A 16,911-nucleotide genomic window follows, 5' to 3' on the forward strand; every position below is an offset into this window, starting at 1 on the left:
GCTGCACATGGCACAAGATATCCTGTTCGAGACAGCCACCGCTGACCATCCCCGCAATTTCACCGCTACCTGCAATTAACATTCTGGCTCCAGTTTTACGGTAGGTAGAGCCTTGCGTCTGGACGACAGTGGCGAGGAATATCGATCGATCGATCCCACAATGGCGATAGGCACTCAAAATAGCTGACAAACTATTCATCACGATTTGAGCTGAAGCGGTAAATCTCGCAATCGCTGACCCGTCAAGGCAAACACCGCATTGGCTACAGCAGCGGCAACTGGGCCAATTACAGGTTCGCCCATGCCTTGGGGGTCGAGGTCACTCTCGACAAAATGCACGTCAATTTGGGGCGGAGTTTGGGATAAACGCAGGATTGGATAATCATCAAAATTCTGTTGGGTAACTGCACCATTCTCGATCGTAACTTGCTCGATCAGAGTACTGGATAATCCCATCACCACCGAGCCACGAGCTTGCAGAGCTGCCCCATTGGGATTGACTACCAATCCTGGATCGATCGCAATTACGACACGAGTTACTTGGATGGGCTGGGCTGGTACCGAGTACGACTGGGGTAAGCCAATATTCCCATTGGGATTAGCCCCTATTGGTGGACTTTGGATCGCTAACGGTGTTTTTAGCTGTTGTTTAGCACCAATCTGAACTTCCACAACCATTGCCACAGCGGTATTGTTTGAAAAACTACAGGCGACCCCGCGAGCTGTGCCCGTCAGCAGTGCTTTTGTCCATTGGCTTTTGGTTTTAACTTCCTCTAGTACAGCCTTGAGGCGTTTTCCCTGTTCGGTATTAGGTAAGTTTAGCAGTCGAAACTCGATCGGATCGAGTTTGGCACGATGGGCAAGTTCGTCGGTGAAACTCTCCAGAGCAAAAACGTGAGGAAATAGCCCGATACCTCGCCATAACCCTGTCGGAATGGGCAATTCGATTAAACGGGTACGGACGTGATAATTAGCAATCTCATAGGGGCTGAATAACCCACCGATAACGCCTAGATCGATTTGATAAACCGCAGCCAGCAAAGAACCGAGGATCGGGGGTTCCAAACTGCCAGTGAGGATGTCTCCACTAGCAACTGTATGTTCGAGGGCAACAATATGACCCGAACTATCGACATTGCCACGTAGCACGGCGTGGGAAGGTTGACGGTAGAAACTATTTTGCATTTCTTCTTTGCGAGTCCACGCCACATGTACTGGTACACCTGCTGCTTGGGATAGTCGCGCCGCTTCGACAACTGCGGTTTGATTGCCTTTGCGCCCAAAACTACCGCCCATTTGCATTCCATGTACAACGATTGGGCGATTCTTCCCAAAAACTTGCTCCAGGGCAGCTACTTCCAGGGATACATCCTGGGTTGATACCCAAGCTTCGATCGTCTCCTGACGCACATCCACCAGTGCTGTTAAAGGTTCGAGATGAGCGTGAGCCGCTAGGGGTGTACGATATGCTGCTACTAAGGGATTTTTCAGAGCCTCATTTACATCTCCCCTCGTCCGCACTACCGTTCCTTCACCAGCTTTGGCAGTCACCAATCGATCGAGTTCTGACTGGCTAATATTACTGCCATTGACGTATTCTAGCTGCAATTTTGCTAGGGCATTCCAGGCGCGAGTGCGGGTATCGGCAACTACACCCGCAAAATTATTGGCAAGATCGATCTCAACTTTTTTGACTCCAGGCATCGAGGCAACATTGCCAGGGTTAACCGATCTTAGCGTTGCGCCAAACTGGGGTGGACGAGCCACTGCCCCGAACATCATCTTGGGCACTCGCGCCTGTATCCCATACTGAGATTTACCCAGTATTTTGTCAGGCACATCCACTCTGGCGGTATTTTTCCCAATTTTGGTAAAATCCTGGCGAGACTTTAATTTCACCGCTGTTGGTTCGATCCATTCACCTATTTTTGTCGCGACAATTTTACTGTATTCGAGTTGACGATCGGATTTTTTCTTGACGAAACAGGCTCCTTTCTCGGTCATAATTTCGGATACAGGCACACCGAATTGTTTTGCTGCTTCAATCCGCAACATTTCGCGCAAGTTTGCCGCTGCTTGGCGCAAAGGATTGTACAAACTAGTGGTTGAACTACTGCCATAAGTACCATACAAATTGTCGAAGCCCTGACTCGAATTTGCGATCGCAATTCGCAATTGTGTGGGTTCGAGTTCGAGTTCCTCAGCCGCTAATTGTGCCATCATCGACTGCACCCCCTGACCCATTTCGCCTTTAGGCACATACAATGTCACACCCTGCTGCGGATCGACCCCAAACCATAACAATGGCTTGGTTGAGCCAGAGCCACCACCAGCTTCGGCTGCGATCCCATCCACCAAGCTGGGCACGATCGCTTGAAAGCCAGCATGTACACCCACACCCAGCACACCCATCGTACTAGCACCAATCAGTAAAAACCGCCGTCGAGTTATTCTCCATTGCATCTTAGGTGGACGTTTCATGACTGACCTCGCATTAATTCGCTAGCACGTAAAACATTTTTACGAATGTTATTATAGCCGCCACAACGACATAAATTCACATCCATTGCGGTATCAATTTCTGCTGGGTTCGGATTAGGATTCTGCTGGAGAAATGCCACCGCTGTGATGATGTGTCCAGTCATGCAATAACAGCACTGCAACGGATTTTCCAGAAAGGCTTGCTGCACCGGATGTAAAGTTTCACCCTGCGCCAATCCTTCGACGGTAATTAAGTCTCGATCGACTACTTTTGCCACAGTTGTTTGACACGATCGAATCGCAATATTATCAGCTAAAACAGTACAAGAGCCACACCAACTAGCACCACACCCATACCGAGTACCATTGAGTTTTAAGGTGTCATGAAGTGCCCAAATTAGCAATTCATCCTGGAGATCGTCGGGAATAGTAGCGATTTTTCCATTGAGCCTTAACTGCACGATTGTTCTCCCAAAACCATAAATATATAAACTCTATTAGTATGACTAGATTTTTGATGTGTGTAACCCACGATCGAGCATGAAAATTGTGGCAACATTTGTCACTTTAGCTGTTACCAGTCCACTATTTCCCACTTTTTGTCGCGAGATCGGGATGGTGGAAACTACCAGCCTTAATTATAAGATTGTGTCGATTGCCGTAGATTGTATGTCACTTTAAATGATGTTCGATCGTTGCCAACAAATTCCAAATTTCGAGTTCTATTAAAACTAGCCTTTCAATTAAAGAGCCATTGTTTGAGGAGAATATCTGAGTTAGGGGCGTTCTAATTGACAGTTGGGCTGGTAGAGATTGAAGATGCCGCGTCGATCGAAACAGGTGGGAATTCGATCGACTAATTGACCGTAGTTTTCTTGGGGAAAAGTTTGTACGAAGCCATGTTTGCCAACTTCGCAGGGACGATTGAGACTGCATTGGGGTTGTTTTGAGGCATTGTCATTTACGCCTGTATTGATAATGCCAACTACTCGCATTTTCTTGAGCGAGATCATCGGCGAACCAGACATGCCACCGACGATGCTGCACTGGTGACGAATTGAGTGTTTCCAGTGATAGATATCTTCTTTAACATTTGCCAATTCCCCTGTTTGACAGGTAGTGGCATGGAGAAAGGTTAGTTCCTCTTTGAGACCTTCAGAAGGCACTCCTACGACGATCAGGGGTTCACCTAGATCTGGGGGTTTGAGATCGATCTGAAGGGGGTTAATGCCTGCTTTAGCTAGTTCTCTTTGGGTTTTGGTCAATTCGAGGATGGCGATATCGTTATTTTTCATCGTGCCATAGACAATTCGCTTGACCGGAATAGTTAATCGATCGGGCTTAAAATCATGGAAGTAGTTAACGATAAAATTGGTCTTACTCGATCGATCGACGATAATTTCTCGATCGCCAGGTAATTTGCCGGCACGACCCTGACAGTGACCGTTGGTGAGGACGTATGCGGGCGTATCGGGATGGATGCCAGTAGCGATGAGAAACCCCGTACAGACACCATAATCGATATCAATTACGCCAATCCCATTATATTTGCGACCTGCGGCTGTAGATAGCATTTGCCAGTTGACGAGATCGGAATTTACCTCTCGATCGGGTATTTTACGCCCAGATCGATCGAAAATTGCCGCACTGACAGGATCGCCGAGGCAAGATCCAGATACACCGATTGTCAGTAGTAGATTGGCGCAGATATTCCAGCCAGCTTTTGACAAAAATCGCTCTCGACGTGATGGATGGTTAGTTAAGATCTGAAACTGCATTTGAGACATGATTTGCTAGTACCACAACTTGCTAAAGTGGAGAATATCTCCTCGAACGTTCACAACACACTAAATAATAATCATCTATGACGAAAACTTACACAGTTGAGATCCATCATCAGGGAGAAATTCATACGATCGAAGCTGCTGAAGACAAGCAACTTTTACGATCTGCTGCTGCTGCGGGCATATATCTGCCAACGTCCTGTAACTCTGGAGTCTGTACGACTTGTGCGGCGCAGGTATTAGAAGGACAAGTCGAGCAAGGAGAGGGGATGGGTGTCAGTCCAGAATTGCAAGCACAGGGATATACCTTATTGTGTATCGCTTATCCTCGATCGAATCTGAAGATCGTCACTGAGAAAGAAGATGAGGTTTACGAATTACAGTTTGGGCAGCATCAGCGTTAAGTCGTAGGTCATAAGTGATAAGTCGCAAATAGGGCGGGGTTGTCCGATTGACGAGCATAAAACTAGGCATTAAGTTTGAAAACCCGCCCCTTTCAGTCGTTTTAGACTCCGCTAAGATAAACTTTAACCTATTGTTAATCTTAAAACATCTGTAATTGACATATGCTTACTGTTGGTGGCTATTGAGAATCTTGGATTCGATCTAGCAATTTTACAGGTATTAGTAATCGAAGAATTCTCGCTCTCACAACTATGCTAGCTTGAGGGAACGAATTTACTCGATCCCACTCATAAATATTTTCAATCAGCTCGGAAAAAATATCATGAATAATGTACGACTAGATCGATCGACTACCGCAACATTGGCTGCTAATACCATTAGGTCGCGCCGTAATATTTCGATGGCTTCGATCTCGATAATTCTGGGGTTAGCCGTATCTGCTTGTACCCCCAGCAGCCCTGACATTGCCAAACCCCCAACGGGAGGGACTGCGGCACCTGCGGCAGGCGGATCTGCACCCGCAGGTGGTTCTTCCCTGAGTGGTGCTGGAGCATCATTTCCGGCTCCACTGTACCAACGCTGGTTTGCTGACTACAACAAGGCAAATCCTGATACTCAAATTAGTTATCAATCCGTCGGTAGTGGGGCTGGGGTAGAGCAATTTTTAGCTGGTACCGTCGATTTTGGCGCAACAGATGCACCTTTAAAAGCCGAAGAGCGGGCTAAGTTCAAAACTAAATATAATGCCGAACCAATTCAGGTACCAATGACTGGCGGTAGCGTTGTATTTGCTTACAACCTCGAAGGTGTGAAAGATTTAAAACTCTCCCGTACTGCTTACTGTGGTATTGCCGCAGGTAAAATTACCAAATGGAGCGATCCAGAAATCGCTAAAGCCAATCCTGGGGCAAAACTACCAACTAGCCCCATTCAATTCGTCCACCGTTCCGACGGTAGCGGTACAACCTTCCAATTTACCACTCACCTCAAAGCTGCCTGCCCCGTCTGGACGGCAGGTGCGAATAAATCCGTACAGTGGCCCGTCGGTACGGGTGCCAAAGGCAATGAAGGCATAGCGGCACAGATCCAACAAACGCCAAATTCGATCGGGTATATCGAGTATTCCTATGGTAAGCAAACTAGTTTAGCAATGGCAGCGATCGAAAATAAATCTGGCAAGATAATTGCACCCTCTCCAGAAGCAGGTGCAGCCGCATTTGCAGGCGAAAAAGTCCCCGCCGATCTCGCCCTCCTAGTCCCCGATTCTACCAATCCCAAAGCTTATCCGATCTCTGGTCTGACCTGGCTGCTAGTATATCCCCAACCCAAAGATGCTGCCAAGAAAGCCGCATTAACAAAAGTGGTTGAATGGTCTTTGACTACAGGTAAAGCCACCGCTACCGAGCTAGGCTATGTCCCCCTAGAAGATAGTCTGGTAACCAAGGTCAAAGCAGAACTCGCCAAAGTTAAATAAACTTTATGACTGTACAACCGCCAGCCCGCAAAGAAACACTGCTAGAAGCATCCATAAAATTTAGCACAGTGCGATCGATCGACCAAAATTTCCGGCGGGTGACGTTCGCACTAGCCATCGGTGTAGGTGTAATTCTGGTTTGGATTGCCTATTCACTACTGGTAATTTCCCTCCCCGCGATCCAAAAGTTCGGCTTAGGATTTTTGGTAGATAGCACCTGGAACCCAGTCGAAAATATCTATGGAGCCTTGCCACACGTCTATGGCACTGTGATGAGTTCATTTCTGGCACTAATCTTTGCCGTACCGCTAGGCGTTGGCGTAGCCATTTTCTTGACCGAAAACTTTTTGGAACAGAAAATCCTCCAACCGATTGCCTTTACGATCGAATTACTAGCCGCAATTCCCAGTGTGGTCTATGGCTTGTGGGGCTTATTTGTCTTCCTACCCGCGATTAAACCGCTCCTGCAAGGACTCAACCACAATTTTGGTTGGATTCCCTTTTTCTCGACCGAACCAGGTGGCAGACAGCTTTTTGGTGCGTCTCTGGTACTGGCAATCATGATTTTACCAACGATTATTGCCATCTCCCGCGATACACTAAATTCTCTACCGCCCAAACTCCGGCAGGGAGCCTATGGATTGGGCGCGACTCGCTGGGAAACCATCACTCAAATTCTGATTCCAGCAGGGCTGTCGGGGATTATCGGCTCGGTGATGTTAGCACTGGGGCGAGCATTGGGTGAAACTATGGCACTGGCGATGCTAGTCGGTAATGCCAATAAGGTGAATATCTCCTGGCTAGATCCAGCTTCAACGTTGTCTTCGCTGATTGCCAATCAATTCGGCGAAGCTAGCGGTCTTCAGAAGTCATCGCTCTTTTATGAAGCACTAATTCTAATGGTGTTGACGCTGTTGGTAAACATCTTTGCTCAAGTACTTGTTAGTCGTTTTCAGCAGGTAGAGTAAATTTGTTGAAATTTGAAATTTGAAGCCCTTGTAGGGTGTGTTAGCGATAGCGTAACGCACCACATATAAGTAACTAACGTCACTTCGGGTTAAGGTCTCCATGCGCTCATTCCTAGCTCCGCTCTACACCGCCTGGGGATCAATCCCCAGGCTAATAGCTCAAGTCCACTAAAGTGGACTGGCTAATCTTTAGTCCACTTTAGTGAACTTGATCTGCGATCACCGCACTTCAGTCGCGGGCGGGTAGAGAACGAAGCTAATATCCTTAACCCGTTGGCGTAGCCTCTCCGTAAGGAGAAACTCACGTTAACTAGGCAAAATTAATTACTTACAGATTCTATGCTGGATAAAACTTCCAACCAATATTTTGTGTAACTAATTATATATGAGTAGTTGTGGTGCGTTACGCTGCCGCTAACACACCCTACGGATCTAAAGATCAACCTACCGTAAAAACTTTAGATCGGTTCTCCCTCTCTTTCTCGCCAATCCGTACATTTAAAATTAGAATTAGCTATGTAAACTGTATGGCACTTATATCTTCTCAATCCGATCGACCGAGCAATCAATTTGCGGTTTCACCCAAGCGTAAACTGTTTGGGAACGTGATGACAGGGCTGGTATTTGCCTGTGTCGCGATCGCGATTATTCCCCTCGCCTCCATCCTGTTTATGGTCGTAACCAATGGCATTGGCGGGTTGTCTCCAGCAGTGTTTAGCGATCTCCCCCCTGCGGCTGGAATGCAAGGCGGTGGGCTGCGAAACGCGATCGTTGGCACTCTAATCACCTGTGCGATCGGTGCTATAATAAGTGTACCCTTCGGTGTTTTAACGGCAATTTATACCACCGAATTTGGACAGGGTAACTGGGTAGCTCAGTTTGTTCGCTTTTGTACTAACGTACTCAGCGGGGTGCCGTCGATTATTGCTGGTCTATTTGCCTATGGCATCGTAGTCCTACTGACTGGGGGATTCTCGGCAGTTGCTGGTGGTGTGGCACTTTCAGTTTTGATGCTTCCCACCATTATTCGCACGTCTGAAGAGGGATTGAAATCTGTGCCCAAAACCACTCGGCTCGCCGCTGTGGGTGTTGGAGCTACTAATTTTCAAAGCGTGACTCAAATTGTCCTACCCGCAGCAATGCCATTTATTGCCACGGGAGTGACACTCGCGATCGCCAGAGCCGCTGGGGAAACAGCTCCTCTACTATTTACCTGCTTATTCAACCAGTACGATATTAAAGGACTATGGGAACCTACCGCCACTCTCTCGGTTTTAATTTACAACTTCGCGATTTCTCCATACAAGAACCAGCAGCAGTTGGCTTGGGTGGCTGCATTGTTGATTCTAATCATGATTTTGGCAATTAGCATCATAGCTCGAATTGTTTCTCGTCGCAAGGTCTACTAGCTGCCGAGCTTCGATTGTTGTCTAGATGAATTTCACCAGCATCGAAAACGTTATTGAAAATAGTAGGTTGTTGTTATCTCACTAAATATATTATTTGATTCCACTAATCTGAATCTAACTCAGAAATATTAAAAACAAACCTGAACTTAATCCCCCTTTCAACAACAGCCTGACTACTGCCTATCCTCTAATCTTCAACTTTATGACAAATACTCTAACGGATCGGGAAATTGTAATTAAGACAGAAAATGTCTCAATTTTCTACGGTGCTTTTCAGGCGGTGCGGAATGTTTTTCTAGATATTCCCAAGAATAATGTAGTTGCTTTCATCGGGCCTTCTGGCTGCGGAAAGAGTACCCTCCTGCGCTGCTACAATCGCTTGAACGATCTGATTCCGAATGCTAGAGTAGAAGGTCAAATCACCTATCAAGGCACCAATCTTTACGACTCCAGAGTCGATCCGGTTGAAGTTCGACGACGGATTGGGATGGTGTTTCAGCAGCCGAATCCGTTTCCAAAATCTATTTACGAAAACATCGCATTTGGGTTGAGACTGGCTGGTTTAACCGATAATATGGACGATCGGATCGAAAAATCTCTGCGGAAAGCAGCACTTTGGGATGAAGTCAAAGACAAGCTGCAAGCCAGCGGTTTATCTCTTTCTGGCGGACAACAACAACGGTTGTGCATTGCGAGGACAATCGCCATCGAACCAGAGGTAATCTTAATGGACGAACCTTGTTCGGCACTAGATCCGATTTCAACCGTGCGGATTGAAGAGCTGATTTACGATCTTAAATCTCAGTTTACGATCGTCATCGTTACTCACAACATGCAACAAGCCGCACGGGTGTCCGATAAGACAGCCTTTTTTAATGCCGAAGCTGGAGCGGGTGGTAGTCGATTTGGATATTTAGTAGAATACGACGATACGCTCAATATCTTCAATTCACCCAAGCAAGAAAAGACTCAACAATATATCAGCGGACGATTTGGGTAGTTAAAAAGTTGAAAGCGATTCGCGCACGCCTTTGTTCCCCGACGGTTTAGCGAGACAAGACAGCGTCGTTTTTATTCGGGGGGAACCACCTAATAAAACGCCGCTTCATGCCCGCTCTCTAGGGATTACGCTTCTCCTTTAGGATCGCGAAAAGTATAGTCTGACTATCTAATTTTGCCATTCGTGCTAGCATCATGACAGCACGAATGGCAAAAATATTAAATGGTCAACTATCCTGAAGATTCGGCTGTCCTAGAGCGGAATGGTCAAGTAAGCGTCGATAGTTTGAATTTCTATTACAGTGGCAATATTCACGCGCTCAAAAATGTGAGTATGCCCATCTACGATCGCAAAACTATCGCGGTCTTGGGGGCACCTGGTGCTGGTAGAACTACCCTATTGCGATGTTTCAACCGGATGCACGATCTCGTGCCAGGAAATCGCTATGAAGGGGCAATCTGGTTGCAAGATGGCAGTAATTTAATTGGCTCACAAGTAGATCCGATTGCGGTGAGAATGCGAATTGGGATGGTATTCGATCGACCCAACCCCCTGCCAAAGTCTATCTATGAAAATGTTACGTATGGCTTGAAACTGCGAGGCGAGAAAGATCGTAATTATCTGAACGATCGAGTAGAGCAAGCACTTAAAGATGCCGATTTGTGGGATGAAGTTAAAGATCGATTAAATAGTCGTGCTGCTAAACTATCGCTCGGTCAACAACAACAGTTATGTATCGCCCGAGCCTTAGCAACTAGCCCAGAGATCATTTTAATTGACGAACCAACATCCATCTTGAGCCAGATCGAAACTAGCAGAATTGAAGAATCAATCTATAAATTGAAAGGTCAAATCACGATCTTAATTAGTACGCACAGTATGCAACAAGCATCCAGACTGTCTGACTATACTGCATTTATTGAGCAGGGTCAATTAATTGAATTTGACCGAACAGCAAAAATGTTCGCCGCACCAACTCAACAGCAAACCAAAGATTTTGTCAGCGGTCTATTTAGATGAGAAGGCTTGATTGATTCTCCATAGTAGAGGCTGCACCAACGCCAAGAAACGTTAAAGTCGGCTGAATAATTCGATCGATCCAAGCTGTTTGAATTAAGTCAATAAACATCGCATCGATCCCTTCTACCTGCTGATTATACAGAGATAGCACGTCTACTTTATATCCCGAACCTTGTCCCCACCGATCGATCGCTTGTTGCCAAAAGATCGATCGGTCGTAATCTTGGGGAGCAAGCAGACGATCGCTCAAAATAGTTTCTATTTGTACCCCGAGGTCGATCGTTAGAGCTTCATAATTTTCGTTAATTTGAGAGCGTAATCTCTGCATGATGGTGGCTAGTGTCGAATCGATACTAATTTCAGTCTCGATAAAGCTAATCACTGCCAAAAGATCGGATTTATACTTTTCGGTACTTTGACGAATTAAACTTTCAGCTAAATATCGCCCGTTAAAGTAGATATCAATATCTCTTAATTCATATTGTCCGTATCGATTATTAGTCGCACGAAGTACACAATGATGTGCTGGGAGCATATCTACATAGTCTGTTGAAAAACTATTTTTTTCTAAATTTAAACGGCTAAATGCTCGAATTTTTTGTTGGGCAATTATCACAATTTCCTGCTCGAATCGCGCAAAATCTTTGCCCGATCGAATCTGTTCGATCTGCTGAGCTAGAATTTCAATTTCGGTTTCTAGCTGTCGTTCTCGATCGACAATAACCTGCTCGATTTCTGTCAATACCCGCTGACGATCTAGATCGATATCTACCGATTCATCAGATCGATCGAGACTCCCATCACCTAAATATGCTTGCAGTGCGTCGTAGAATAAAATATTATCACAGGGGAAATTAATATTTTCATTACTAAAGACATTGTTGATATTAGCTTTTCTCAGTGCCAATCCCCGTTCTAAGTCATCAACTGCTAACCCATCTGCACCGATGACTTTTTCTGGTTCACCTTTACGGGGCATTACTAAAAGTGCAAATTTTGTATTGATATCTTTCGCTGTCGGGGTTAAATATTTACCGATAATCTGGATGACATTGCTTGGTGCTGACGCAAATCTTTCCGTAAACACACAAATTGATTCATCGCGTTCGCGAATATAATCTGCTAAATCTCGACGATCTTTGGTAGCGAGATCTAATCCTCGCGTATCGATAATATTGCCAATCCGACGATGGGTGAAGTCCAGGATGCGATCGGATAAATTCAGGTAAATTCGCTTGGGAATAGAAAAATTAGCGATCTTAGCGACATTTAAAGATTGAAATACTTCACTCAGCCATAATTTCTCATCTAGATCTGAAGTTTGTGGATGAATTGTTGTTTCAGTCCTTGCTAGTAGGTTCCCTCGTTGAATTAACTCCTGCTGGAAATCATCATATCGATCGATCGTAAAGTATGCCGCAAATCCCACAGCACAATCATGAATTTTGCCATTCACAACAATCTCTGGTAACTCGACAATATTCCGAATCGCCCGCAGGATCTCATCCGGTGGAATCTCTACTCGTGCTTTAACAGTTGCTGGATGTGTTTTTTGCCAAATCCACAAGCCAAATTCCTCGATTAATTGTTGCAGCTCGTTAGAGTCATAAGGTTCTATTTCTATATAAGTTAATTTTGCCGGACGAATTACTACTTCGCAAATCGTACTTTTACCCGAGCCAGTCGAGAGTAGTTCTCTAGTCTTTTTAATAATTATTTTCTCTCCACTTCTGAGCTTTCGTTCGACCTCAACTTCCCTCACTAAATTCAATAAATGGCAAATTGCCGTTGTTTTACCTGCCCCTACTTGTCCAATGAATACGAGATTATATCGCTGGATATTAATAATTCGCTGAATCTTGGTTAGTCTCGCACTTATATCTTGTAAGGCTTTAATCGAAACTAAGGAGCTGAGATTCTGTAAATGCTCTCTATTGCCGATCTCGCTATTGATGTCTGTTTGAAGAGTGTCAATAATGACATTAATTTGCTGTGCCTCGATCGGTAGCATCTACTCACCTAGTGGGGATAATCTAACTGCTAGTATTATGCCCAAGTTTCACCGGAACTATCATTGCATCTGGTAAATTGGTATTCTCAAGATCGTTTATCGAATGTCCAATTTGAATCAATCCCAAACGCCAATTATAGATGGACTGCAAGCGTGGATGTCTAAATCTCACGCACCCTTCTATACCCCAGGACACAAGCGGGGTATTGGTATGAATCTCCTATTGAAAAATCGCTGGGGTACCGATGTCTTTGGTTGGGATTTACCAGAATTACCAGGATTGGACAATCTCCACGCACCATCAGGAATCATCGAGCAAGCGCAAAATCTAGCCGCAGAGGTATTTGGCGCACAGCAGACATGGTTTCTCGTCAATGGTTCGACAGCAGGCGTAATTGCCGCAATTTTGGCTACCTGTGGCGAAGGTGAAAAGATTATATTACCGCGCAATATTCATTCCTCCGCCATCGCTGGAATCGTCCATGCAGGTGCGGTGCCGATTTTTATCAATCCAGAATATGATGGTGGATTAGATATTGCTCATAGCATCACGCCAGAGTCGGTAAAATTCGCCCTAGAGCAGCATCCCGACACAAAAGCTGTAATGCTGGTATGTCCGACTTATTACGGCGCGTGCGGCGATCTAGCCGCCATTGCGGAGATCGTCCACAGTTACGACATTCCGTTATTAGTCGATGAAGCGCACGGAGCGCATTTTGGCTTTCATCCAGATCTACCCCCTGCGGCATTAACTGCGGGTGCAGATTTGACGGTGCAATCGACACATAAACTATTAGGTTCGCTGACACAATCAGCAATGTTGCATGTTAATAGTAGCCGCATCGATCGAGATAAAATCAGTCGATCTTTACGTTTGCTTCAGACAACTAGTCCTAGTTATTTGCTGTTAGCTTCTCTCGATGCTGCTCGTCAACAAATGGCACTGCACGGTGAAGAATTAATGTCTAGGACGCTCGAACTAGCGAAAATAGCGAGATCGAAGATCGCCCAGATCGACGGACTTTCAGTAGTTGAATTAGATACGTCGGCTCCAGGCTACAAATATCTCGATCCAACTCGTTTAACAGTGACAGTGACAGGTTTAAACCTAACTGGATTTGCCGCAGATGAAATTTTAACAGAGCAGTTGGGAGTCGTCGCTGAATTACCGTCACTACGGCATTTGACCTTTATTATTAGCTTAGGAAATACGCGTGAGGATATCGATCGGTTAATAGGGGCATTTACCGAATTAGCTACAAATCATGCTGAAGCTAAATATCTGGAATTACGATCGATCGATCCACCAGATACAATTATCACAGAGATGGCGATCGCACCGCGTCAAGCCGATCGTTCGCGTCATCTTAGTATATCGATTGATGACGCAGTTGGTAAAATTAGTGCAGAATCAATTTGTCCCTATCCACCAGGAATTCCCGTCTTAATTGCTGGGGAAATCATCACGATTGAAGCTCTAGATTACTTGCAATCGATCGTCGATCTTGGTGGTGAAATTGTCGGCTGTAGCGATCTAGATTTAACAAAAATTAAAATAGTAGATTTGTAGAGATAATCCTCTTTGTTAGAAAGATATTGGTGAAAATTAATTCTAAATTAATGCATTTATTAAAGAGAATCAAGCTGGGGAAGAGAGGTAGAAAACGTTGCTACTGGCTAGTGACTATCGTGTTCTTAGCTCTGAATATTTTTGCGTGTACTTATGCCTATATTCTGACGCATTTTCGCTCTCCAGGACAGTTTAGCTTAGGACTTTCTAGACCTAATAGTCCTAAATTACCGACCGATCTCGGACTCCAATATATTACCCAGCGCATTACCATCGGTCAAACCGAATGGTTAGAAACTTGGTTTATTCCAGTCAAAGACTCCACTTCAAAAGGAACAATAATCCTATTTCCTGGAAGCAAAAGTAGTAAAGCACGACAACTACTCCCGCCAGTTCAAGTATTTCACGAACTCGGCTACGATACACTATTGGTTGATTTTCGCGGAGTCGGCGGCTCTAGCGGTAATACAAACACCATTGGGATGCGGGAAGCTGAAGATGTAGCGTTGAGCATGAGCTATGCCCAAAAATCGAAACTAAAACGTCCGCTAATACTGTATGGAATCTCGATGGGTAGTGCTGCGATTCTCAAGGCGGTATCGCAGGGAGAAGTTACTCCCGACGCAATCATCCTCGAAGAGCCATTTGCTCGCCTTACAAATGCCGTTGGCAGCCGAGTGAGAGCGATGTCTATCCCTTCATTTCCACTTGCAGAACTAATCGTTTTCTGGGGTGGCGTTCAACATGGATTTAATGGCTTTGCTCACAATCCAGTCGATTATGCTAGTCAGGTGAAATGTCCAACTTTAATATTACAGGGCGAACTCGACCAGTGGACGACAAAAGCTGAGATCGATCGAATATTTGAAAATTTACGAGGTTCTAAACAGTTGAGTATTTTCCCCAATACAGGGCATAATTTACTAGTAACTATCGATCGAAAACGCTGGAAACAAGATTTGGAAAGGTTCCTCAAACAAGTTAAAAAGTGAGCTAATCTTTTAGCTGCAGAATAATTTGACTACTCCCAATAATCTTCCCACTTATCTACAATCTCTACACCGAAATCCTCAAAGACATCGCATCTCACCCAAATATTACCAAAATGGAGATTTTATCAATCCGAACTCAATCGACTAGCAATTTAGATAGAGACTATTTGCGATCGAGTTTTGTAGCGTAGGCGATTCCCAGTTAAGATGCCTATGGTGTGAGGTAAAACTCGATTCTCCAAAGGAGAAGCTACTTGTAGTGAGTGTAACCAAACTATGCCAACGCACTGAATTACAATCACATATAAATAACTATGTTAAATACAAATGCTGTTTTGGAAGTACTCAAACCTGTCCAGGACCCAGAGCTACAGAAGAGCCTGGTCGAACTGAATATGATCCGCAATATCCAGGTGGATGGAGGACTAGTTAAATTTACAGTAGTATTAACCACTCCCGCTTGTCCCCTGCGAGAATTTATTGTCGATGAATGCAAACAGGCCGTTAAAACGCTTCCAGGCGTGACAGATGTCGAAGTTGAAGTTACTGCCGAAATTCCCCAACAGAAGGGATTACCAGACCGTCAAGGTATCGATCGAGTCAAGAATATCGTCGCCATCTCCAGTGGGAAAGGTGGTGTGGGTAAAAGTACGGTAGCGGCAAATGTTGCCGTCGCCCTCGCGCAGTTGGGTGCTAAGGTAGGGCTGTTAGATGCCGATATCTATGGCCCTAATGCACCATTAATGTTTGGTTTGAGCGATATTCGGTTGGTACCAACTGAAGATGGTAGCCTCGAACCTGCATTCAATCATGGTGTCAAAATAGTATCGATGGCATTTCTGATCGATCGAGATCAGCCTGTAATCTGGCGTGGGCCGATGTTGAATGGCATTATCCGCCAATTTCTGTATCAAGTTAATTGGGGCGAATTAGATTATCTGATCGTCGATTTACCACCAGGAACTGGCGACGCGCAACTTACCCTCGCTCAAGCGGTACCAATGGCTGGAGCCGTCATCGTCACCACCCCCCAAGCCGTCGCTCTCGCCGATGCCCGAAAGGGGTTGCGAATGTTTGAAAAATTCACTACAGTGCTCGGAGTAGTGGAAAACATGAGCTACTTTATTCCCCCAGATATGCCAGACAAACAGTATGATATCTTCGGTTCTGATGGTGGCGAGAAATTTGCCACCGAATTAGGAGTAACCTTGCTAGGTAGAATTCCCCTCGAAATCCCCGTCCGCACTGGCGGCGACAACGGCATCCCGATCGTCATGTCCCAGCCAGAATCAGCTTCAGCGAAGGCTTTGGTCAGTATTGCCAAATCGATTGCTGGAAAAGTCTCAATGGTAGCTTTAAGTCAGTAATCCAATACTTTAGATCGATTCAAGGGAAGGGTGGGGTGTGGGAGTAACGGAGTTGGGGCGTTGGGGAGTAAAAAGGTAATAAACACACACCCACACCCCCACACACCCACACCCCCATACCCCACACACCCACACACCCACATCCCCACACCCCCAATACCCCACACCCCGAAGCATGTACAGCAACTCCTCCAACCGCGCCCCCTGGCAAGATTTATTTATCCATTGGCAGCAAATGGACTGGCTGCTAATATTTATGGTTCTGGGTTTAACCTTCTTTGGGGGAGTGATGATTCGCAGTACCGAATTGAATCAGCCAGTCACTGATTGGTGGCAACATTGGATATTTGGTGGAGTTGGGCTGCTAATTGTTTTCGGAATTGCCCGAATTTCATACAATCATCTGTTGCGATGGCACTGGATTACATAT

At 45.4% G+C, this 16,911-nt stretch carries 15 protein-coding genes and 1 pseudogene; 11 read left to right on the plus strand and 5 right to left on the minus strand.

Annotation, left to right across the window (positions count from 1 at the left end; translation table 11 throughout):
• The 3 genes from RMO55_RS10970 to RMO55_RS10980 all read right to left on the minus strand — a co-directional run.
• Positions 1 to 199, minus strand: a 199-nt coding sequence (locus tag RMO55_RS10970; RefSeq protein ID WP_310426499.1) for an XdhC family protein, incomplete at its 3' end; no start/stop codon positions are given.
• Positions 199 to 2,481, minus strand: coding sequence for a molybdopterin cofactor-binding domain-containing protein (locus RMO55_RS10975; RefSeq protein WP_310426501.1), 2,283 nt, complete (start codon positions 2,479 to 2,481; stop codon positions 199 to 201). The genes RMO55_RS10970 and RMO55_RS10975, both read right to left, overlap by 1 nt.
• The gene (locus tag RMO55_RS10980; RefSeq protein WP_310426502.1) at positions 2,478 to 2,942 is read right to left on the minus strand and encodes a 2Fe-2S iron-sulfur cluster-binding protein; all 465 of its coding nucleotides are present in this window, start codon (positions 2,940 to 2,942) and stop codon (positions 2,478 to 2,480) included. The genes RMO55_RS10975 and RMO55_RS10980 overlap by 4 nt, the downstream gene beginning before the upstream one ends.
• A gap of 79 nt (positions 2,943 to 3,021) precedes the next feature.
• Here RMO55_RS10980 and RMO55_RS10985 point away from each other — a divergent pair, with 79 nt between their 5' ends.
• Entirely contained in the window at positions 3,022 to 3,162 is a 141-nt protein-coding gene (locus RMO55_RS10985; protein WP_310426503.1) for a hypothetical protein, read from the plus strand.
• 95 nt (positions 3,163 to 3,257) lie between these two features.
• On the opposite strand, the gene RMO55_RS10990 is transcribed toward RMO55_RS10985, so the two are convergent.
• A complete protein-coding gene (locus RMO55_RS10990; RefSeq protein ID WP_310426504.1) occupies positions 3,258 to 4,268 on the minus strand; it encodes a serine protease in 1,011 nt (336 codons plus the stop codon).
• A gap of 77 nt (positions 4,269 to 4,345) precedes the next feature.
• Between RMO55_RS10990 and RMO55_RS10995 the strand changes: the two genes are divergently transcribed.
• From RMO55_RS10995 to RMO55_RS11020, 6 genes are all read left to right on the plus strand, one after another.
• The gene (locus RMO55_RS10995) at positions 4,346 to 4,669 is read left to right on the plus strand and encodes a 2Fe-2S iron-sulfur cluster-binding protein (protein ID WP_310426505.1); all 324 of its coding nucleotides are present in this window, start codon (positions 4,346 to 4,348) and stop codon (positions 4,667 to 4,669) included.
• A 401-nt stretch (positions 4,670 to 5,070) separates the two neighbouring features.
• Positions 5,071 to 6,144 (plus strand): phosphate ABC transporter substrate-binding protein PstS, encoded by a 1,074-nt coding sequence (gene pstS, locus RMO55_RS11000; protein ID WP_396134265.1) that lies wholly within the window; start codon positions 5,071 to 5,073, stop codon positions 6,142 to 6,144.
• A gap of 5 nt (positions 6,145 to 6,149) precedes the next feature.
• On the plus strand, positions 6,150 to 7,112 hold the full coding sequence (pstC, locus tag RMO55_RS11005; RefSeq protein WP_310426508.1) for a phosphate ABC transporter permease subunit PstC: 963 nt from the start codon (positions 6,150 to 6,152) through the stop codon (positions 7,110 to 7,112).
• Between the two features lie 527 nt (positions 7,113 to 7,639).
• Positions 7,640 to 8,521: a phosphate ABC transporter permease PstA gene (gene pstA / locus RMO55_RS11010; RefSeq protein ID WP_310426509.1), complete on the plus strand. Its 882-nt coding sequence runs from the start codon at positions 7,640 to 7,642 to the stop codon at positions 8,519 to 8,521.
• A gap of 202 nt (positions 8,522 to 8,723) precedes the next feature.
• The gene (gene pstB / locus RMO55_RS11015; protein ID WP_310426511.1) at positions 8,724 to 9,521 is read left to right on the plus strand and encodes a phosphate ABC transporter ATP-binding protein PstB; all 798 of its coding nucleotides are present in this window, start codon (positions 8,724 to 8,726) and stop codon (positions 9,519 to 9,521) included.
• A gap of 222 nt (positions 9,522 to 9,743) precedes the next feature.
• Positions 9,744 to 10,541, plus strand: coding sequence for a phosphate ABC transporter ATP-binding protein (locus RMO55_RS11020; RefSeq protein WP_310426512.1), 798 nt, complete (start codon positions 9,744 to 9,746; stop codon positions 10,539 to 10,541).
• Here RMO55_RS11020 and RMO55_RS11025 read toward each other — a convergent pair.
• A complete protein-coding gene (locus RMO55_RS11025) occupies positions 10,534 to 12,552 on the minus strand; it encodes a hypothetical protein (protein ID WP_310426514.1) in 2,019 nt (672 codons plus the stop codon). The two genes, RMO55_RS11020 and RMO55_RS11025, sit on opposite strands and share 8 nt — an antisense overlap.
• 103 nt (positions 12,553 to 12,655) lie before the next feature.
• On the opposite strand from RMO55_RS11025, the gene RMO55_RS11030 reads away from it, so the two are divergent.
• The 4 genes and pseudogenes from RMO55_RS11030 to RMO55_RS11045 form a co-directional block, all read left to right on the plus strand.
• Positions 12,656 to 14,122, plus strand: a complete 1,467-nt coding sequence (locus RMO55_RS11030) for an aminotransferase class I/II-fold pyridoxal phosphate-dependent enzyme (RefSeq protein WP_310426516.1) — start codon at positions 12,656 to 12,658, stop codon at positions 14,120 to 14,122.
• A gap of 110 nt (positions 14,123 to 14,232) precedes the next feature.
• On the plus strand, positions 14,233 to 15,114 hold the full coding sequence (locus RMO55_RS11035; RefSeq protein WP_310426518.1) for a serine aminopeptidase domain-containing protein: 882 nt from the start codon (positions 14,233 to 14,235) through the stop codon (positions 15,112 to 15,114).
• A 314-nt stretch (positions 15,115 to 15,428) separates the two neighbouring features.
• On the plus strand, positions 15,429 to 16,481 hold the full coding sequence (locus RMO55_RS11040) for an Mrp/NBP35 family ATP-binding protein (protein ID WP_310426519.1): 1,053 nt from the start codon (positions 15,429 to 15,431) through the stop codon (positions 16,479 to 16,481).
• A 175-nt stretch (positions 16,482 to 16,656) separates the two neighbouring features.
• Positions 16,657 to 16,911 (plus strand): annotated as a pseudogene (locus RMO55_RS11045) (rod shape-determining protein RodA); the annotation flags it as partial.

This window comes from Chamaesiphon sp. VAR_48_metabat_135_sub (assembly GCF_031418915.1).
Taxonomy (GTDB): Bacteria; Cyanobacteriota; Cyanobacteriia; order Cyanobacteriales; family Chamaesiphonaceae; genus Chamaesiphon.